This window comes from Cupriavidus cauae (assembly GCF_008632125.1).
GTDB classification, from domain to species: Bacteria; Pseudomonadota; Gammaproteobacteria; order Burkholderiales; family Burkholderiaceae; genus Cupriavidus; species Cupriavidus cauae.
The window spans coordinates 18,895-38,525 of the sequence record NZ_VWRN01000015.1 but is presented as its reverse complement, the minus strand read 5'-3'; the positions used below and the strand labels follow the sequence as shown (position 1 = coordinate 38,525).

Sequence of the window (19,631 nt, the reverse complement as noted above, 5' to 3'; positions counted from 1 at the left end):
ACACACGCTATCGCGACGGCGCCAGCACGGACGCATCGATCGCGTCCAGCGTGGGCTTGCCCGTCAGCGCCATCGCGACCTCCAGCTCGGCCTGCAGCAGCGTCAGCATATGCGCGACGCCCGGCATGCCGCCGACCGCCAGGGCATGGAGCACCGGCTGCCCGAGCAGCACCGCGGTCGCGCCCAGCGCGATCGCCTTGACGATATCGGTTCCGCGCCGGATGCCGCCATCCAGCAGGATCGGCACCCTGCCGCCAACTTGCGCCGCGATGGCCGGCAGGCAGTCGATCGTGGCCGGTACGGTGTCGAGCGTGCGCCCGCCATGGTTCGAGACGACGATGCCGGCGACCCCGGCGCTCAGGGCCGGCTCGACGTCCTGCGGGTTCAGCAGCCCCTTGACCAGCACCGGCAGCGAGGTCTTCCGACACAGCGCCTCGATATCGCGCCATGTCGGCGCATGCTTCAGCATGCCTCGGAACACCGGGCTGCCGTTGCTGGTGCTGACCGGCGCAACCGGCGGATACGCCGCGAGATTGACGGCCCCAACATCGTCCGGAAGGCGGAAGCCCGCGCGCTGCTCGATATTGCGGACACCGCTGACCGCGGCGTCGATCGTCACGACGATCGCCTTGTATCCGGCCTGCTCGGCGCGGCGCACCAGGTCGGCCGTATCCTGCGGCCGCGGCTGGAAATACAGCTGGAACCACAGCGGCACCGCCGACGCCTTCGCAATCTCCTCGAGCGTCACGCTGGCCTGCGTGGCGACCGTCATCCAGGTGCGCGTCAGCGAGGCCGCCTGCACCGTCGCCAGTTCGCCGTCCGGATGCACCAGCCGATGGAAGGCCGTCGGCGCGAGCAGGATCGGATATTCCAGAATTTCGCCGAACAGCGTGCGGCGTGCCGACGCCTGCGACATGTCGACCAGCGCCCTCGGCATCAGCCGCAGCCGCTCGAAGGCGGCAGCGTTCTCGTGCTGCGTGATGCCATCCGCCGCGGCTCCCGCGATATAGGCGCGCACGCCCGGTTCCACCCGTTCGTGAAAGCGCCGCTCGTAGTCGCGCAGCGAGACGGTATCCGGGGGAATCTGCCAGCGCGTCACAGCTCGGCCCAGCGCCGCAGCAGGTTGTGATAGTGATTGACCAGGGCCAGCACGGCGTCCTTGTCATCGCCCAACTGCTTGCGGATCTCGATGATGGCGAGATCGAGTTCGTACAGCATGCGCCGCTGGCCGTCGTCCTTGACCATCGACTGCGCCCAGAAGAACGATGCCCAGCGCGTGCCCCTGGTGACCGGCGTCACCGTGTGCAACGACGAGGCGGGATAGACCACCAGATGCCCGGCCGGCAGCTTGACGGTATGCGAGCCGTAGAGGTCCTGGATCACCAGCTCGCCGCCTTCGTACTCATCGGGATCGGACAGGAACAGCGTGCTGGAGACATCGGCGCGAATGCGCATGCCGCCCGTTCCCGGCACCGTGCGGATCGCATTGTCGACATGGGTGCCGAAGGTCATCGCGCTCTCGTAGCGATTGAACATCGGCGGCAGGACGCGCAGCGGCAGCGCGGCCGAGTGGTAGGTCGGGTTGCGGCCCAGCGCGGTCAGCACCAGCTCGCCGAGCTCGCGCGCCTCGGCGCTGTCGACCGGAATCTGCAGGTTTTGCTTGGACTTCGCCGCCAGATCGCCGGCGGTCACGCGCCCGTCGACCCATTGCGAGCGCGCGAGGCGTTCCCGGCAATACCGGACTTCTTCGGGGGTCAGCACATCGGGGATCTGGACCAGCATGGCAACGTTGGCGGAAGGAAACAGGCGGCGGGCGGCGGAAAGCCCGATTCTAGCGGCTTCCCTGAAAAGGCTTCCCGAATAGGGCTCGCGAAAAACGTTCCCGCCAGAAGAGGGCTCGCACACAGGAGCCCGTCCCCAGAAACGAAGGGACCGCACACTGCCGGCCCCTTCGTTTCCGCTTAGAACGTCATGCCGACGTTCAGCAGGAACGTCCTGCGCGAGGTCGGCACCGCGCGCACGGCGCCGAACGAGGACTGGTAGTTCAGATGGTCCGTCAGGTTGTAGCCGTTCAGCGAAATCCGGTACTTGCCGACCTTGTACGCGATCATCGCGTCGAGCGAGAAGTTGTCCGGCATCTTCGCGGTGTTCGCCGAATCCGCCCAATAACCCGTGGCGTACTGCAGGCCGCCGCCGATGGTCAGCTTGCCCGGCACCGGCAGCAGCGTATGCGGGATGTCATAGGCGGTCCACAGCGTGACGTTGTGGCGCGACACGCCCGGCGCCGCATTGCCGACGATCGCGCCATTGGTGGCCGACGTCACCTCGCCGCTCAGGTAGGCATAGGCGACATTGGCGGTCCAGCCGCCGACGATGCGGCCGCTCAGGCCCACTTCCACGCCGCGGATCTTGCGGCCTTCGCCCGAGTCGGAGAAGCCGTTGGTGATATCGCCGGTCACCGGATCGACCGTGTAGGCATTGGCCTTCCTGGTCTGGAAGATCGCGCCGGTCAGGCCGAGGCGCTTGTCGAGGAAGTCGACCTTGGCGCCCACCTCGATAGTGTCCGAACGCTCGGGCTCGTTGCCGACGCCGTTCTGCGGCACTTCCGACGCGACGCCGCCGACCGCCACCGCGATATCGGTGCCCACCGGCCGGTAGGTGCGCGAGAACGAGGTGTAGAACATCGCGTCCTTGGTCGGCTCCCAGATCGCGCTGATCGACGGGCTCAGCTTCTTCGAGTCGGCCTTGCCGCCCAGCGTCGAGGCGCTGGTCGAGAATTCGCTCTGGAAGTAGTCCCAGCGCAGGCTGCCCAGCAGCGAGAGCTTGTCGTTCAGCCAGACGCGGTCGTTGGCGAACACGCCGACATTGGTCGCATTGGCGTCGCGCGTGTTGCCGTACACGACCGTCGCGTTCGGGCTGTTGTCGAAGACCGGATTGACGACGGTCTGGTTGTTGTTGCGGCCGGTCCAGGTGCCCAGGCTGCGATGGTCGCGCTGGTAGATCGTATCGAGGCCGACCATCGCCTTGTGGCGCAGGCTGCCGGTCATGAACTCGCCCTTGGCGCTCAGCACGTTCTGCACGCCCCAGCCGCGCTGCAGATAGGTCATGCCGCCGCCGGCGCCGTACGACAGCGCGACGTTGCCGCCGGACAGCAGCCGCTGCAGGTTGGCGGCATTGATGCCGGCCGGATTGGTCGCCGAGAAATCGCGCTCGTAGTAGCTGAAGCGCGTGTCATTGCTGATGGTGATGCCGTTGTCGAGCTTCGTCTTGAAGTTCGACGACACCACGTGCGCATCGGTCCTGTCGCGGTCGGTGTTGCGGACGTACGAGGTCGACGACGAAATGCCCGGCACGCCGTACTCCGTCAGCGGACGGTAGATGCCATCGGAACCCTGCGCGACGGGCACACCGAAGTCCGGCGCGCCGGTGCGGCGCAGGTACGAATAGTTCAGGTGCCACTCGGTACTGGTGCCCAGGCCCGTGCCGAAATCGATCGCCAGGCCGCGGCGGTCATCGCCGATGTGGTTGCGGTCGGCCACCCGGCCGTTCTGGAACATGCCGTTGATGCGCAGCGCCGAGGTGTCGTTCAGGCGGAAGTTGCTGTCGACCGTGGTGCGATAGGTGTCTTCGGTGGCGAAGCCCTGATCGATGCTGGTGCTGGTATGCAGGTTCGCCTTCTTGGTGGTCTGGTTGATCAGGCCGCCGACATTGCCCACGCCGAAGCTCTCGCCCGACGGTCCCTTGATCACCTCGACGCTTTCGGTATTGAACGCATCGCGCTTGTAGGCGCCGAAGTCCCGCAGGCCGTCGACGTAGATGTCGCCCTTGGCGGACAGGCCGCGAATGCGGAACTGGTCGCCGTTCTGGCCGCCGTTGCCCTCGCCGGTCGAGATCGTGATGCCCGGCACGTTCTTCAGGATCTGCTCGAGCGAGGTGGCGTGCTGCTGCTCGATGACCTCCTGCGGCACCACGTTGATCGTCTTCGGCGTTTCGCGGACCGTGTCCGGCAGCCGCGAGATGCCGAGCGGCGCGTCGTTGGTGTTCTGGATGGCGTCGCCGGAAACGGTGACCTGAGGCAGCACGTTGCCGCCGGTCTTCGCGCGTCCAGCCGAGGTGTCCGCGTCCGCCGCCACCTGGGCATGGGCCGCGAGGGGAATCGTCGACACCGAAATCACCAGACCCGCGGAAGCGCCTGAGACCAGCAGGCGGATGGCGTTCGCTATTTTTCTTTGCTGCACGGAGGACTCCAGAGAAGGACAACGGACATGACGCTGCCGAGCCTCCGCTGGAAACGATTAGCACCCTCCCCGTCAAAGAGGTGAACACCGCATTTCGGCGCTGCCGCTACGGCAGGCATTCAGCAACCGTCAAAATGCGAATGATTACTATTTGATGTTGCCGGCGTTTGTTGATTTGTGGCGGACCATTGCAGCGGGGACGCGTTGACACAATTCGCCACAATCGGGATGCACCGGTCCGGCGGCCGCCCCCGCCTTCGTTCCCGCCTTCGTTCCCGCCTTCGTTCCCGCCTCGGCTCGCCTCCGGCGCTTGCCGGCCTGCGGCCTAGTTCGGCAGCTCGATGACGGCCCGCAGGCCGCCCTCCGCCCGGTTGTGCAGCGTGACGTCGCCGCCGTGGGCGCGGATGCAGGAACGCGCGATCGCCAGGCCCAGGCCGAGCCCGCCGGTGTCGGCGCTGCGCGCGGAGTCGAGCCGCGTGAACGGCTCGAACACCCGCTCCAGATGCTCGGCATCGATCCCCGGGCCCTCGTCGTCGACTTCGATGCGCAGCGCAGGCCGGACCTTGTCGGCCGCGACACGAATGCAGACCTGCCCGTAGCGCGCGGCGTTGTCGATGATGTTGCTGAGCCCCCGCTTCAGATGAACGGGGCGGCAACGATAGAACAGCGTCGGGTCCGGCCGCGATTCGCAGCGGACCTCGCGCCCCTGCACGGTCTGCTGGTCGACGATTTCCTGGATCAGTTCGTCCAGCCTGACGTCCTGGGTCGGCTCCTGCAGCGCATCGTCGCGCGCGAACTGCAGCGCCCCTTCGACCATCACGCTCATGTCGTCCAGCGTCTTGACCATCGCCTCGCGCAGCTCGGCGTCGTCGATCAGCTCGGCGCGGATGCGCAACGAGGTCAGCGGCGTGCGCAGGTCATGCCCGATGGCGGCAAACATCTGCGTGCGTCCGTTGACGAAGCGGGTCAGGCTCTCCTGCATGTCGTTGAAGGCCTGGGTGATCTCCCGCACGCCGCTGAGCCCGTCGGGCGCGGGAAGAATGACGCGCTCGCCGCGGCTGACGCGCTTCGACGCCTCGGTCAGCAGCCGCAGCGGCCGCATGATGCGCCGTCCGAACAGCAGCGCGATGATCGCCGTCGGCAGCATGCCGACCAGCAGCGAGAACGTCAGGACACGGGACCAGTGCGCGGGGACCATCGTCGGCCAGTGCCGGCTGTGCAGCCAACGTCCGTTGGGCAACCGGACCTCGACGTCCAGCGCCAGCGCATGCGTCCGGCTGAACGCGCGCTCCAGCCAGTTGCCGCCGCGTTGGCTGCTGCGCTCGGGTTCGGCCTGCTGCAGGCGGACATGGATCGGCACCTGGTCCGCCACATCGAGCAGGCTGCGCAGCCGCTGCGCCAGCGCCCGCTCCTGCTCGCCCATGCCGTAGGGGTCAGGCGAGGCATACGAGGCGAGCCGGAACGTCGAATCCGGCAGGCTGATGTCCTCGAGCAGGGCATCGGCATTGGCGGATCGGCCGGCCAGCCGGTAGGCGGACAGGATGCGGGTCTCGATGGTCCGCACCGACAACGGATGCAGCGTGGCATTGTCGGCGCGCCACCACGACAGCGCGACCACGGCGAACACGTGGGCGGCCAGCATCGCCAGCAGCCACAGGGCCACGAGCTGGCCCGACAGGCTGCGCGGGAACCATTTCATGACGGCAGGACCGAGACCTTGGTCGCGAGCAGATAGCCGTCGCCGCGGACGGTCTTCAGCATGCCGGGATGCCGCGGATCGGGTTCCAGTTTCTTGCGCAGGCGGCTGACCTGGCTGTCGATGCTGCGGTCGAACGTCATCGTCCCGGAGCGCTGCGTCATGTCGAGCAGTTGGCTGCGGCTCAGCACGCGATTGGCGTTTTCGACCAGCGCCCGCAGCAGATGGAATTCGGCGGTGCTGAGCGGCACCTCCTCGTCGCGCGGATTGCGCAGCGCCCGCGTCCGCGTATCGAAGGTCCAGCCGCAGAAGGTGAAGCGGTATTCCCGGGGGACTGGCACCTCGCTGGGCTCGCGCGCCTCCGGCACGCGGTTGCGGCGCAGCACGCTGCGGATGCGGGCCACCAGCTCGCGCGGATCGAAGGGCTTGACCACATAGTCGGCCGCGCCGATCTCCAGGCCGGCGATCCGGTCGGCCTGCTCGGTCATCGCGGTCAGCAGGATGACCGGCGTTCCCACATGCTCGGACACATAGCGGCACAGCGACAGCCCGTCTTCTCCTGGCAGCATGATGTCCAGGATGATCAGGCTGTAGCGGCGCTCTTCCAGCCGCTGGCGCATCGCCTTGCCGTCGGCCACGGCCTCTACGTCGAAATCGAAGCGCCTGATGTAAGTCGACAAGGGATCACGTATGTCCTTGTGGTCGTCGACGATCAGGATGCTGGGACGGGTGTCCATTCTGCTCACACTGCTATCAATAAACGAGAATCGTTATCGTATTCTACAGTGAGGGGGCTTGGCCCCACCCGTCGGCGCCGCATCGAGATCGGCGGCATATGCCTCCCGGGAATGACGGGCACCGCGCCGGAGCCAAAGCGCCGCCTAATTGCAGGCGACGTGCAGGCGACGTGCGGGCGGCGTGCGGCATCCGGTCGCACACCGGCCACCGCGCTTGCCGCGCCGCATCATTCCGTTCTAAACTTTCACAAATTCCTGAAAATTCAAAAAAGACAAACATGCAACTCTCGCCCCTGGTCCAGCGCTTCGTCCTCCATTTCGGCGAAATGGGAAGCCGCTGGGGCATCAACCGTACCGTCGGCCAGATCTACGCGCTGCTGTTCACCGCGGCGCGCCCGCTCAATGCCGACGAGATCGCCGAGTCGCTGGGCTTCTCCCGCTCCAACGTCAGCATCGGGCTGAAGGAACTGGAGTCGTGGAACCTGGTACGGCTTTCGCACCAGCCGGGCGACCGGCGCGAGTATTTCTCCGCGCCGGACGATGTCTGGGCCATTTTCCGGACCCTGGCGGAGGAACGCCGCCGCCGGGAGATCGATCCGACTTTGTCGATGTTGCGGGAAGTTCAGCTCGAAACGCCGTCCGATCCCGACGACAAGCACGCCCAGCGGCGCATGCAGGAGATGTACGAACTGATCCTGCTGGTGACCGGCTGGTTCAGCGACATGCAGAAGCTGGATGTCGCCACCCTGGAAAAATTGATGCGACTCGGTTCCCGCGTGACTAAGCTGCTGGAAGTGAAGGACAAGCTATCCGGGGCCCTTGGCGGCAAACCCGCCGAAGGCAAGCGCAAGCCGGCTCGCACCAAGAAGGAGTAGTGCCCCATGTTGTCGTCGCTCGACCCGATCCTGCTGGCGCGGATCCAGTTCGCCGCCAATATCACCTTCCATATCCTGTTCCCCACCATCAGCATCGCGCTCGGCTGGGTGCTGCTGTTCTTCAAGCTGCGCTACGGCAAGACCGGCGACGAGCGCTGGATGGCGGCCTACCGCTTCTGGGTCAAGGTGTTCGCGCTGACCTTCGCGCTCGGCGTGGTCAGCGGCATCACGATGAGCTTCCAGTTCGGCACCAACTGGCCCGGCTATATGGAGACCGTCGGCAATATCGCCGGGCCGCTGCTGGCCTACGAGGTGCTGACCGCGTTCTTCCTGGAGGCCACCTTCCTCGGCATCATGCTGTTCGGCATGCGCCGCGTCAGCAACCGCACCCATACGATCGCCACGCTGCTGGTGGCCGGCGGCACCACGCTGTCGGCGTTCTGGATCCTGGCGCTGAACTCGTGGATGCAGACGCCGGCGGGCTTCGAGATGATCGACGGCAAGGCCCATGTGGTCAGCTGGCTGCAGGTGATCTTCAACCCGTCGTTCCCGTTCCGCCTGACCCATATGCTGATCGCCTCGGGGCTGACGGTGTCCTTCCTGCTGGCCGGCATCGCCGCCTATCGCTGGCTGCGCAACGACCGCTCGCCGGAGGTCCGCTCGACCATGCGCACCGGCGTGATGGTGGCGGCGGTGCTGATCCCGCTGCAGATCGTCGTCGGCGACCTGCATGGCCTCAATACGCTGGAACACCAGCCGGCCAAGATCGCGGCGATGGAGGGCATCTGGACTACCGGCAAGAGCGTTCCCGCGGTGCTGTTCGGCTGGCCCAACGCGGTGACGCAGAGCACCGACTGGGAGATCTCGATCCCCAAGCTCGCGTCCTTCTATCTGACCCATACCTTCGACGGCGAGGTCAAGGGCATCGACGCCTTCCCCGGCAAGCATCCGCCCGTGGCGCCGGTGTTCTTCGCCTTCCGCATCATGGTCGGCATCGGCATGCTGATGCTGCTGGTCTCCTGGCTGGCGGCCTGGCAATTCAAGCGGCGCGGCGAGCCGTCCCGCGCCGTGGCGCGCCTGCTGCTGGCGATGACCTTCTCCGGCTGGATCGCGCTGGTGGCCGGCTGGTATGTCACCGAGATCGGCCGCCAGCCCTACCTGGTCTACGGCGTGCTGACCACCGCGGAGGCAGCCTCGAAGGTGCCGGCGACGATGGTCGCCTCGACCCTGCTGATGTACCTGTCGCTGTATCTGCTGCTGATTGCCGCCTATATCTCGGTGGTCTTCTATCTGGCCCGCCGCGCCGGCACCGATCCGGCCATCGACGAACCGGAAATCGAAACCCCTCAACCCGTCATCGGCGGCAAGCCACGTAGCGCGCAATGACCGACCTGTCCCAACCCGCCGGCTGGATGCCGCTGGTCTTCCTGGCCCTGATGGGGCTGTCGATGCTGATCTACGTGATCCTGGACGGCTACGACCTGGGCGTCGGCGTGCTGCTGCGGCGCGCCGACGACGCCGACAAGGACACGATGATCGCGTCGATCGGCCCCTTCTGGGATGCCAACGAGACCTGGCTGGTGCTCGGCGTCGGCCTGCTGCTGACGGCCTTCCCGATGGCGCACGGCGTGATCCTGACCAATCTGTACCTGCCGGTCGCGCTGATGCTGGCCGGGCTGATCCTGCGCGGCGTCGCCTTCGACTTCCGCGTCAAGGCCCGCGCCCACCACAAGCCGTGGTGGAACTGGGCCTTCTATGGCGGCTCGCTGCTGGCCTCGTTCTCGCAGGGCCTGATGCTGGGGCTCTATATCACCGGCTTCGAATACGGCTGGCTCGACCTGCTGTTCGCGGTGGTGGTGGGGCTGTGCCTGGTGGCGGGCTACTGCCTGCTCGGCGCCAGCTGGCTGATCATGAAGACCACCGGCAGCCTGCAGGCGCGGGCGATCTACTGGGCCCGGCGCAGCCTGTGGCTGACCGGCGTGGGCGTGGCCGCCATTTCGGTGGTGACGCCGCTGGTCAGCGAGCGGATCTTCGACAAATGGTTCTCGCTGCCGAACATCATCCTGCTGGCGCCGATTCCGCTGATCACGGTGGCGCTGTTCGTGATCATCGACCGGCTGCTGCGGCGGATGGGGCCGATGCAGAAGGCCGGCAACGACCGCTGGGCGTGGGTGCCGTTCGTCGGCACCGCGGTGATCTTCCTGATGGCCTTCAACGGCCTGGCCTACAGCCTGTTCCCCTACCTGGTGGTCGACCAGCTCGACATCTGGCAAGCCGCCAGCGCCCCGGAATCGCTGGCCGTGATCCTGATCGGCGCGGTGATCGTGCTGCCGACCATCCTCGGCTACACGATCTACGCCTACCGCGTGTTCTGGGGCAAGGCCACCGACCTTCGTTACTATTAGGCTGTCTAACCAGCGCCGAAACAGCATTGAAGCGGCATTGAAGCGGCATTGAAACGGCGCTGGAACGGCGCAGCAGGGGCGCCAGAGCGGCGCTCCCCGAAGCGCCGATCCACTGAAGACGGCACGAGATCGGGCAGGCATGAAGGGCAGCGAAGGAAGCAGACAGGGGCTGAATGCCGCGGCGGCGCGTCCGGGCAGCGTGGTCCGGCGCGTGCGCGAACAGGCCGGCGCGCATGTGCGCGCGCTGACCCGCAGCAACTCCGGCCTGACGCTGGACTACGACAATCCCCCGGGCGATCCGGGCCTGTTCGGGCCGGACGCGGTCTGCTGGCGCGTGCATGGCGACTTTCCCGCGATGCTGGCCGGCGGCGTCAGCGCGCTGCTGATGCAGACCATGCACCCGCTCGCGCTGGCCGGCGTGTGGGACCACTCCAGCTTCCGTACCGACATGCAGGGACGCCTGGGCCGCACCGCGCAGTTCATCGCCGGCACCACCTATGGCAACCGCGCCGACGCGATGCGGCTGATCGAACGGGTGCGCCGCATCCACGCTGGGGTCACCGGCACCGCGCCCGACGGCCGTGCTTATGCGGCAAGCGACCCCGCGCTGCTGACCTGGGTCCATGTCGCCGAGGTTTCGAGCTTTCTCGCCGCCTACCTGCGCTATGTCGGCCCGCTATCCCACGCCGAACAGGATCGCTATTACGACGAGGTGGCCCTGGTGGCCGAGCTGCTCGGGGCGACCGAGGTGCCGCGCTCGCGCGACCAGATCGCGGCATATCTGGACAGGATGCGCCCGCAACTGCTGGTCACCGAGCGCACTCATGAAGTGGTGCGGCTGGTGATGCAGATGCCGGTCGCCAACCCGCTGCTGGTGCCGGCGGTACGGATCATGGCCGATGCCGGCATTGCGCTGCTGCCGGAGTGGGTGCGACGCGAACTGGGGCTGGCCGGGGCGAACGTCAGCGCGCTGCGGCGCCCGCTGTCGCTGGCCGGCATGCGCGTGCTGGCGCCGACGCTGCGCTGGTCGCTCGGCGGCGGACTGGCGGCGCGCGCCCGGCGGCGTGCCGCCGCGGCGCCGCGCTGAGGCCGCCCCTCCCGGATTACGCACCCTACTGCACGGCGGCAATCGATCGCGTTGCCGCGTCCCCGCTTACGCCCCTTGCTCCGCCGGGGGAATCGATCGCACTTGCCGCATCCCCGCCGACTTACGCTCCCTGCCCCGCGGCAGGAATCGAATGCACTTGCCGCATACCGGCCGCCGCGCGCCGGCCCGCCCGCTTGCGGGCCCAGATCACCACGCCCGTCACACACAGCGTGGCCACCACCAGTCCCATCAGCGAGATCAGTACCCGCCCTGGCAGGCCGAGAATGCGGCCGGAATGCAGCGGGAATTGCGCCTGCAGGAACAGATCGCCGGCGCTGCCGGTGCCCGGAAGGCTCCCGCCTGCGGGCGCAAGCGTCTTGCCATCGAAGTACAGCCAGTTGTTGCCCAGGCCCCCGTCGCCGTGGTCGTTGCCGGCCTCGAAGAAGCCCACGCCATAGAGGCCGTACGGCGACGAGTAGAAGATGCCGCCGGCCGGCTCGGTCCAGCCGCGGCGCGCCCCTTCCGCACGTGCCGCGGCCAAGACCTGCTCGCGCGTGACCGCCGGTTCGTGCGGCCGGTCCAGCGGGCGCGGCGTGCGCTTGTCGAATTCGTTGGGGCTCAGCGGCGACAGCTTGGCCACCAGCGGCCGCATCACCTGCGTCTCGAGATTCATCGAGATCGACGTCACGGCCAGCAGCAACAGCAGGCCCCACAGCCAGACCGCGCCCGAGCGATGCAGGTCGAAGTTCAGCGCATAGCCGCCCTTGCGCCAGCGGAAGGCGAAGGACTTGCGCCATGCGGCACGGCTCGGGAACGACAGCCACAGCGCGATCAGGCAGTCCAGCGCCCACGCCATCGCGATCAGCCCCATGAACCATTTGCCCAGCTCGATGCCCCAGCCGTCGGGGATATGCATCGTGTAGTGCAGCTTGTAGAGGAAGGGCAGCAGGTTCTCGCGCGACAGCGAGACCGCGCCCCACATCCGGCGCGCCTGGATCTCGCCGGTGACCGGGTCGACCGCGATCTGGTTGAAGCCCAGGTCGAAAGGCTTGCCGGTGGCCGGATCGATCCGCCCTTCGACGAACATCGTCAGCGCATGGCCGGGCTCCAGCTCCAGCGGCGTATAGCTGATCCGCAGCCGCGGATCGGCCTGCTCGACGTGGCGTGCCAGCTCCAGCGCCGGCATCGGCGTGCCTTCGGTACGCGCGTGGAACAGCCCGGGATTGAGCCATTCATCGAGCTCGTGGTCCCACGAGATGATGGCGCCGGTCACTCCGGAGATGAACAGGAAGATGGCGGCGGCAAGGCCGAACCAGCGGTGCAGCCGGACAAGAAGTGAGCGCATGGGTCAGAGGGGGGACATTGTTCCTCTGACATTGACGAACGGTGGCGCGGAAGCGGAACCGGAACCGGAGCCGGAACCCGTTTCGGGACAGGAACCGCGCCCGGGTCCGCCGCCCTGTGCCCTGTGCCCTGTGCCCTGTGCCCCGTGCCCTGTGCCCTGTGCCCCGTGCCCTGTGCCCTGCGCCCCGTGCCCTGTGCCCCGTGCCCCGTGCCCCGGGCCCCGTGCCCCGGGCCCCGGGCCGCGTGGACCGCGCGGCGGCCCTGAGGCGGACTACGCCAGGCTGATCCAGGTCGTCTTCAGGTCCGTGTACTTGTCCAGCGCATGCAGCGACTTGTCGCGGCCCGAGCCGGACTGCTTGACGCCGCCGAACGGCACCGTGATGTCGCCGTCCATATAGCAGTTGACCCATACCAGCCCGGCCCGCAGCTGCCGGGACACGCGATGCGCGCGCGCCAGGTTCGCGGTCCACAGGCCCGAGCCGAGACCATAGGGCGAGTCGTTGGCCATCCGCAGCGCCTCCTCCTCGGTATCGAACACGGTCACGGCCAGCACCGGCCCGAAGATTTCCTCGCGCACGATCGACAGCGATTGCGCGGGACATTCGAAGATGGTCGGCTGCAGGAAGTAGCCGCCGCTGTCGGCCCGGACACGCTGGCCACCCAGCCGCAGCCGGGCGCCTTCGCGCTGGCCGGCTGCCACATAGGACATCACGCGGTCGAGCTGGCGCGCGTCGACGATCGCGCCCATCGCGGAGGCCGGATCGAGCGGATCGCCGGGCTGCATGTTGGCGGCGCAGGCCTCGAGCTTCGCCATGAAGGCGTCGTAGATGCCGCGCTGCACGTACAGCCGCGAGCCCGCGATGCAGATCTCGCCCTGGTTGTTGAAGATGCCGATCGCCGCGGCCTGCGCCGCGCGGTCCAGGTCCGGGCAATCGTCGAACACGATATGCGGTGACTTGCCGCCGCATTCGAGCCAGACCCGCTTCAGGTTCGACTGTCCCGCATATTCCAGAAAGCGTTTGCCGGTCGCGGTCGAGCCGGTGAAGGCGATGCAGTCCACGTCGGGATGCCGGCCGAGCGCCTGCCCCGCCTGCGCGCCAAGCCCCGGCACGACGTTGAACACGCCGGCCGGAATGCCGGCCTCCTCGGCGAGCGCGGCCAGGCGCAGCGCGCTCAAGGGCGACTGCTCGGCCGGCTTGAGCACCACGCTGTTGCCGGCCGCCAGCGCGGGGGCGACCTTCCAGCTCGCCATCAGCAGCGGATAGTTCCACGGCACCACGGCCGCCACCACGCCCAGCGGTTCGCGCGTGATGGTCGCCAGCACGTTGGCATCGGTCGGCGCGATCTCGTCGTAGATCTTGTCGATCGCCTCGGCGTACCACGCGTAGGTGCGCGCCGACTCGGGGATGTCGTACAGCAGCGTGTCGGCGATCGGCTTGCCCATGTCCAGCGTTTCCAGCAGCGCCAGTTCCTCGCGATGCGCTTCGATCAGCGCGGCGAGCCGCAGCACAGCGTGGCCTTGCGCTCGCGGCGCGGCATGGCCGCCCACACGCCCTGCTCGAATGCCCTGCGCGCGGCGGCGACGGCGCGATCCACGTCGGCCTCGCCGCAGGCGGCCACCTTCGCCAGCACGGTACCGGTGGCCGGATCGATGCTGTCGAAGGTGGCGCCGTCGGCCGCGTCGGTCCATCTGCCGTCGATATAGGCCTGTCCGCGCAGGCTCGGGACGATCGACTGCGCGCGTTGGCGCCAATAGGCCAGGTCGTGAAGCTCGCTCATGAGGGTTGCCTCGAATCCAGGGTAGAAGAAGAAACCGCTGATGCCGCGCGTCCGGGCAGCGTCAGCGACAGCCCCGCGCCGACGATCAGCGCGATGCCGCCCATCGCCAGCGCATCCGGCCAGCGGCCGAACCACCATGCGCTGTAGACCAGCGCCAGCAGCAGATGGCAGTAGTTCAGCGGCGCCAGCGTGGAGGCCGGTGCCCGCTGCAGCGCCAGGATCAACAGCACCTGCGCCAGCGCGCTCATGAAGCCCATTGCAAGGATCGTCAGCCAGTCGATCAGATCCGGCCACACCGGCGGCAGGAAAAACGGCGCCGGCAAGCCGGTGGCGATCATGCAGATGACCGCCGCGAAGCCGTACTGCACCGTGGCATCGACCTTTCCGGCCATACGCCGGGTCAGCAGCTGCAGCAGCGCGTAGCCGAGCATGGCCGCCACCATCAGCGCCGTGCCGATCCACGACAACTGGCCGCCAGGACGCACGATCAACAGCATGCCGGCGAATCCCGTTGCCACCGCCAGCCACTGGCGCGCGCCGACGCGCTCGGCCAGCAGCCACGGCGACAACGCCACCACGACCAGCGGCGCCATGAAATAGATCGCGGTGGCCTCGGCCAGCGGCATCCACAACAGCGCGGTCATGAAGCAGGTGCCCATGACTGCCAGCATCAGCCCGCGCAACACCAGCAGGCCGCGATGGGGCGTGCGCCAGAAGCGCAGGCGGCCCGCGTTCGCCAGCATCGCGACGGCCACGGTGCAGGTGGCCGCATAACGCACCGCGTTCAGGAAGGGCGCCGGATAGCGCCCCACCAGATGCTTGGCGGTCGCATCGACCGTGGCGAACAACATCACCACGCACAGGAACAGCAGGCCCCCGCGCCACCAGCCGCCGTCGCGGCCCAGCGCGGCGTTCACGTGCCCGCCCGCGCCACCATCGCGCCGAGCAGCACGTTGGCGCCCGCTTCCAGATGCTCGGGCCTGGCGTCCTCGATCTCGTTATGGCTGATGCCGTCCTTGCAGGGCACGAAGATCATCGCGGTGGGCGCGACGCCGGCCATGTAGACCGCGTCGTGGCCGGCGCCGGTGACGATGTCCTGATGCCGGTAGCCGCGCGCCTGCGCTTCATTGCGCACGTGGGCGATCAGCTCCGGGTCGAACGGCGTCGGCGGGAAATACTGCACGTCGCGCACATCGACCTCCAGCGGCGTGCCGGTGGTGGTACCGGCGGCCAGCGCCGCGCAGGCCGCGCGAAAGCGCGCGTCCATCTCGGCGAGGCACGCCGCGTCCTCGTGGCGCAGGTCCACGGTGAAGGTCACGGCGCCGGGAATCACATTGCGCGAGGCCGGATGGGCATTGACCACGCCGACGGTGCCGCGTCCATGCGGCGCGAAATCGTTGGCGATGCGCACCACCTCCTGCATCAGGAAGGTGGCGCCATACAGCGCGTCGCGCCGCAGCGGCATCGGCGTCGGGCCCGCATGGGCCTCCATGCCGGTCACGGTCACGTCGTACCAGCGCAGGCCCAGCGAGCCGGTCACCACGCCGATCACGTTGTCGGCGGCTTCGAGGATCGGGCCCTGTTCGATATGGGCCTCGAAATAGGCCCCGACCTGGCGCCCGCCGACCTCCGCGGTGCCGGCATAGCCGATCGCCCGCAGTTCGTCCTCGACGCGCTTGCCGTCGCGATCGGTCGCGTCCAGCGCGGTCTTCAACGGGAAGATGCCGGCGAACACGCCCGAGCCCATCATCACCGGCACGAAGCGCGTGCCTTCCTCGTTGGTCCAGATCGCGACCTCGAGCGGCGCCTCGGTCTGGATGCCGCGATCGTTCAGCGTACGCACCACCTCCAGCCCGGCCAGCACGCCGAAGCAGCCGTCGAACTTGCCGCCGGTCGGCTGCGTGTCGATATGGCTGCCGGTCATCACCGGCGGCAGCGCGTCGTTGCGGCCGGCGCGCCGGCCGAAGATATTGCCGACCTTGTCCACGGTCACCGTCAGGCCGGCCTCGCGCATCCAGCCGGCCACCAGGTCGCGCCCCTGGCCGTCCAGTGCGGTCAGCGCCAGCCGCGCGTTGCCGCCCTTGGGCGTCGCGCCGATGCGCGCCAGCGCCATCAGCGATTCCCACAGCCGCTGGCCGTCGATCTTCAGTGTCGTCATCGTGATCTCCTTGGGAAGCGGGGCTCAGGCCATCGCGGGGGCAAAGCCCGACAGGAAGGTGTCCAGCGCGTGGCCGATGGCGTCGACCTCGTAGCCGCCCTCCTGCACCACGACCGTCGGCACGCCCAGCGCGTGGATGCGCTCGCCGATGCCGCGGTAGCCGTCCATGCCGACGGCCAGCACGCTGATGGGGTCGTCCACATAGGTATCGAAGCCCAGCGACAGCACCAGCGCCTGCGGCCGGTAGTCGCGCAGCGCGTCGAGCGCGCTGTCGAGCGCCGCCAGGAAGCCGGCGTCGCCCGTGCCGTGCGGCAGCGGGAAGTTCAGGTTGTAGCCGTAGCCCGCGCCGTAGCCGCGTTCGTTGGCATAGCCGGTATAGAAGGGGTAGTAGCCCGCGGGATCGGCATGCAGCGAGATCGTCATCACGTCCGAGCGCTGGTAGAAGATCTGCTGCGTGCCGTCGCCGTGGTGCGCGTCGACGTCGAGCACCGCCACCTTGCCGAAGCGCTTGAGCAGACCCTGCGCGGCGATCGCGGCGTTGTTGACGTAGCAGAAGCCGCCGGCGCGGTCGCTGTGCGCGTGATGACCGGAGGGCCGGCACAGCGCGTAGGCCATGCCGCCGTCCCCCTGCTCGCAGACGTAGTCCGCCGCGGCCACCGCGCTGTGGGCCGAGCGCAGGATCGAGCGCCAGCTGTGCGGGCCGAGCGGGCAGCTCAGGTCGCCGAGGTAATAGCCGGCCTGCGCGATCACCGAGTCGGTCGGGCAATCGGGCCGGCGGTTCTGGTCGAGCTTGCCGTTGTGGTACGGCGACAGATTGGGCAGCACCTCGACGCCCGGTTCGAAGCCGGGGCGCGCCAGCGCCTGCCAGCGTTCGTAGGCCTCGCACAGGAAATCGAGATAGGCCGCGCTGTGTACCGTTTCCAGCGGCGCACGGCCGTAGTCCGGCGCGACGGCCAGATCGATGCCGCGCGTGGCGAGCGTGGCCTGCAGCGCGGCGGCGCGTGCGGGCACGTCGGTCGGCTCGCACAGCCGGCCCGCGCGCATGAACTGGCGCGGCTGATGGAGCAACTGGTCATCCGAGAAGAAGGCACGCATATTGTCAGGTGTAGGTTTTGGGGCGGCTGTCGTGCGTAGCGCCAGCCGGCGCGACGCGTTCAGGAGGCGGCCTGCGCCTGGCGCGCCAGCGCCGCCGCGCGAATCTGCGACAGCGTGATGCCGGGCCCCACGCCGTCCGGGTCGTAGCGCAGCTCGAGCAGCGCGGGCAGCCGCTGCGTGTTGGCGAATTCCAGCGCGCGCGCAAACGCGGGTCCGAATTCCGCGTCGCTGCCCACCACTTCGCCGTGGCCGCGATAGGCGCGCACCAGTTCGCTGAAGTCCGGGTTGTCGAAGGTCAACGCGATGGTGCGGCCGGGAAACTCGCGCTCCTGGTGGGCGCGGATGGTGCCCCACATGCCGTTGTTGAAGACCAGCACGACGATGCCGAGCCGGTATTGCATCGCCACGCCCAGCTCCTGCAGGTTCATCTGGAAGCAGCCGTCGCCGGCATAGCAGACCACGGTGCGATCGGGGTATTCCAGCTTGGCCGAGATCGCCGCCGGCAGCCCATACCCCATCGAGCCCACGGTCGGCGTGAGGCTGGTGCCGACGCCCTGGAAGCGGTGGTAGGCGTGCGCAAACAGCGCGTAGTTACCGGCGCCCACGGTGATGCAGGCGTCAGGGGGCACGTGGTCGCGCACATGGCAGGCCACGGCATTCACATTCAGCGGGCCCGGCGCGGGTGCCGGCTCCTGCTGCGCCAGGTAGTCGCCTCGCGCCGCACGGGTCTGGCCCCCCCACGCCGGTTCGGCCGCGGGCCGCAGCGTATCGACGGCCTGCGCGAACGAGACCACGTCGGCGGCGATCGGCAGCGCGGACTGGAACACGCGGCCCAGCTCGTTGGCATCCGGATAGACGTGCACCAGCCGCTGGCGCGGCAGCGGGCTTTCCACCAGCGTGTAGCCCTCGGTGGTCGCCTCGCCCATGCGCGTGCCGACCGCGATCAGCAGGTCGGCATCGCGGATGCGCGCGCGCAGCGCGTCGCCCATGCCCCAGCCGACATGGCTGGCGAAATTCGGATGATGGTTGTCGAAGCATTCCAGCCGGCGCCAGGCAGCGCCCACCGGCAGCGCGAAGCGCTCGGCGAAGCCCTCGATCTGGCGCATCGACTGCGGCGTCCAGCCGGAGCCGCCGACCAGCAGGAAGGGCCGCTGCGCCTGCGCCAGCAGCGTTTCCAGCGATGCCATTGCCGCCGGGGTCGGCGCCGCATGCGCACGCTGGTAGCGCGGCAGATCGGGCACCGTGGCCTTGCCCCACAGCGTGTCCTCCGGCAGCGCCAGCACCACCGGCCCGGGCCGGCCGCTGGTCGCCACCGCGAAGGCGCGCGCGACGAACTCGGGAATGCGATCGGTGCGGTCGATCTGCGCGACCCACTTCGCCATCTCGCCGAACATGCGGCGATAGTCGATCTCCTGGAACGCCTCGCGCTCGATGAAGTCGTTGCCGACCTGGCCGACGAACAGGATCATCGGCGTCGAGTCCTGATAGGCCGTGTGCACCGCGATGCTGGCATTGGTCGCGCCAGGGCCGCGCGTCACGAAGCAGATGCCGGGCTCGCCGGTCAGCTTGCCGTAGGCCTCGGCCATATAGCCGGCGCCGCTCTCCTGGCGGCAGACCACCGGCTGGATCGCGTCCTGATGGTCGTATAGCGCGTCGATGCACGGCAGATAGCTTTCGCCGGGCACCAGGAACACGCGCTTGACGCCATGGATGCGCAGTTGCTGGACCAGGATCTGGCCGCCATTGCGCTCGCGCAGCGATTGGCGGTGCGCGGCGCGGTCGGGATTGGATGCTGTTGTCATCGATTGGCTCCGTGCGCGGCCGCGCACGACGGCGATGCCGTGCCCGCCGCCGTCTTGATCTCGATCTCCACGAACACGCATTCGCCTTCGTGCGCGTTGATCACGTTGTGCTCGACGCCGGCCGGCCGCGAGTACGCGCGTCCCGCCACCAGCTGGCTGGTGACTTCACCCTGCGGGGTCTGCAGCAGCAGCGGGCCGGTCGTCATCGGCACCACTACGTAGTCGTAGCCGTGCCGATGAAAGCCGGTCTCCGCGCCGGGCGCGAAGCGCCATTCGGTGACGATCACACGCTCGTTGTCGACCTGCACGGTCGGCACTGCCTGGGGTCTGCTCATGTTGTTCGGGCTCGGATTGGGTCCGGTGAGGACCGGTGGGTCGGTGATGCCACGCCGCGGACGGCGTCCGGGCGGCGGAC

15 protein-coding genes and 1 pseudogene are annotated in these 19,631 nt (G+C 68.2%); 4 read left to right on the top strand and 12 right to left on the bottom strand.

From position 1 onward, the window contains the following. Positions 1–7 precede the first annotated feature (7 nt). From F1599_RS03630 to F1599_RS03610, 5 genes are all read right to left on the bottom strand, one after another. Positions 8–1,099 carry an alpha-hydroxy acid oxidase gene (locus F1599_RS03630; protein WP_149319535.1) on the bottom strand — a complete coding sequence of 364 codons (1,092 nt, stop codon included), beginning with the start codon at positions 1,097–1,099 and terminating at the stop codon, positions 8–10. Next, positions 1,096–1,782 carry a Fe2+-dependent dioxygenase gene (locus F1599_RS03625; protein WP_149319534.1) on the bottom strand — a complete coding sequence of 229 codons (687 nt, stop codon included), beginning with the start codon at positions 1,780–1,782 and terminating at the stop codon, positions 1,096–1,098. Before F1599_RS03625 ends, F1599_RS03630 begins: the two co-directional genes overlap by 4 nt. Before the next feature lie 179 nt (positions 1,783–1,961). Then, the gene (locus tag F1599_RS03620) at positions 1,962–4,166 is read right to left on the bottom strand and encodes a TonB-dependent receptor (RefSeq protein ID WP_223819443.1); all 2,205 of its coding nucleotides are present in this window, start codon (positions 4,164–4,166) and stop codon (positions 1,962–1,964) included. A 397-nt stretch (positions 4,167–4,563) separates the two neighbouring features. Next, positions 4,564–5,937, bottom strand: a complete 1,374-nt coding sequence (locus tag F1599_RS03615; RefSeq protein WP_150082207.1) for an ATP-binding protein — start codon at positions 5,935–5,937, stop codon at positions 4,564–4,566. After that, positions 5,934–6,671, bottom strand: coding sequence for a response regulator (locus F1599_RS03610; protein ID WP_150082206.1), 738 nt, complete (start codon positions 6,669–6,671; stop codon positions 5,934–5,936). The genes F1599_RS03615 and F1599_RS03610 overlap by 4 nt, the downstream gene beginning before the upstream one ends. 278 nt (positions 6,672–6,949) lie before the next feature. Here F1599_RS03610 and F1599_RS03605 point away from each other — a divergent pair, with 278 nt between their 5' ends. The 4 genes from F1599_RS03605 to F1599_RS03590 all read left to right on the top strand — a co-directional run bounded on the left by F1599_RS03605 (position 6,950) and on the right by F1599_RS03590 (position 11,038). Beyond that, positions 6,950–7,546 carry a GbsR/MarR family transcriptional regulator gene (locus tag F1599_RS03605; protein WP_150082272.1) on the top strand — a complete coding sequence of 199 codons (597 nt, stop codon included), beginning with the start codon at positions 6,950–6,952 and terminating at the stop codon, positions 7,544–7,546. Positions 7,547–7,552: 6 nt separating this feature from the next. Beyond that, entirely contained in the window at positions 7,553–8,932 is a 1,380-nt protein-coding gene (locus tag F1599_RS03600; RefSeq protein ID WP_150082205.1) for a cytochrome ubiquinol oxidase subunit I, read from the top strand. Beyond that, positions 8,929–9,951, top strand: a complete 1,023-nt coding sequence (locus F1599_RS03595) for a cytochrome d ubiquinol oxidase subunit II (RefSeq protein ID WP_149319529.1) — start codon at positions 8,929–8,931, stop codon at positions 9,949–9,951. Before F1599_RS03600 ends, F1599_RS03595 begins: the two co-directional genes overlap by 4 nt. A gap of 139 nt (positions 9,952–10,090) precedes the next feature. Continuing rightward, positions 10,091–11,038 (top strand): oxygenase MpaB family protein, encoded by a 948-nt coding sequence (locus tag F1599_RS03590; RefSeq protein WP_150082204.1) that lies wholly within the window; start codon positions 10,091–10,093, stop codon positions 11,036–11,038. 121 nt (positions 11,039–11,159) lie between these two features. On the opposite strand, the gene F1599_RS03585 is transcribed toward F1599_RS03590, so the two are convergent. The 7 genes and pseudogenes from F1599_RS03585 to F1599_RS03555 form a co-directional block, all read right to left on the bottom strand. Beyond that, the gene (locus tag F1599_RS03585) at positions 11,160–12,383 is read right to left on the bottom strand and encodes a PepSY-associated TM helix domain-containing protein (protein WP_150082203.1); all 1,224 of its coding nucleotides are present in this window, start codon (positions 12,381–12,383) and stop codon (positions 11,160–11,162) included. 270 nt (positions 12,384–12,653) lie between these two features. Then, a pseudogene (locus tag F1599_RS03580) lies at positions 12,654–14,161 on the bottom strand (aldehyde dehydrogenase). Then, entirely contained in the window at positions 14,158–15,078 is a 921-nt protein-coding gene (locus F1599_RS03575) for a DMT family transporter (RefSeq protein ID WP_150082202.1), read from the bottom strand. The pseudogene F1599_RS03580 and the gene F1599_RS03575 overlap by 4 nt, the downstream one beginning before the upstream one ends. Next, positions 15,075–16,319 carry a Zn-dependent hydrolase gene (locus F1599_RS03570; RefSeq protein ID WP_150082201.1) on the bottom strand — a complete coding sequence of 415 codons (1,245 nt, stop codon included), beginning with the start codon at positions 16,317–16,319 and terminating at the stop codon, positions 15,075–15,077. Before F1599_RS03570 ends, F1599_RS03575 begins: the two co-directional genes overlap by 4 nt. Before the next feature lie 24 nt (positions 16,320–16,343). Further along, positions 16,344–17,414 (bottom strand): histone deacetylase family protein, encoded by a 1,071-nt coding sequence (locus F1599_RS03565; RefSeq protein ID WP_150082200.1) that lies wholly within the window; start codon positions 17,412–17,414, stop codon positions 16,344–16,346. A 59-nt stretch (positions 17,415–17,473) separates the two neighbouring features. Then, positions 17,474–19,216 carry a thiamine pyrophosphate-binding protein gene (locus F1599_RS03560; protein WP_150082199.1) on the bottom strand — a complete coding sequence of 581 codons (1,743 nt, stop codon included), beginning with the start codon at positions 19,214–19,216 and terminating at the stop codon, positions 17,474–17,476. Then, positions 19,213–19,551 carry a cupin domain-containing protein gene (locus tag F1599_RS03555; protein WP_149319521.1) on the bottom strand — a complete coding sequence of 113 codons (339 nt, stop codon included), beginning with the start codon at positions 19,549–19,551 and terminating at the stop codon, positions 19,213–19,215. Before F1599_RS03555 ends, F1599_RS03560 begins: the two co-directional genes overlap by 4 nt. Between the last annotated feature and the right edge of the window lie 80 nt (positions 19,552–19,631).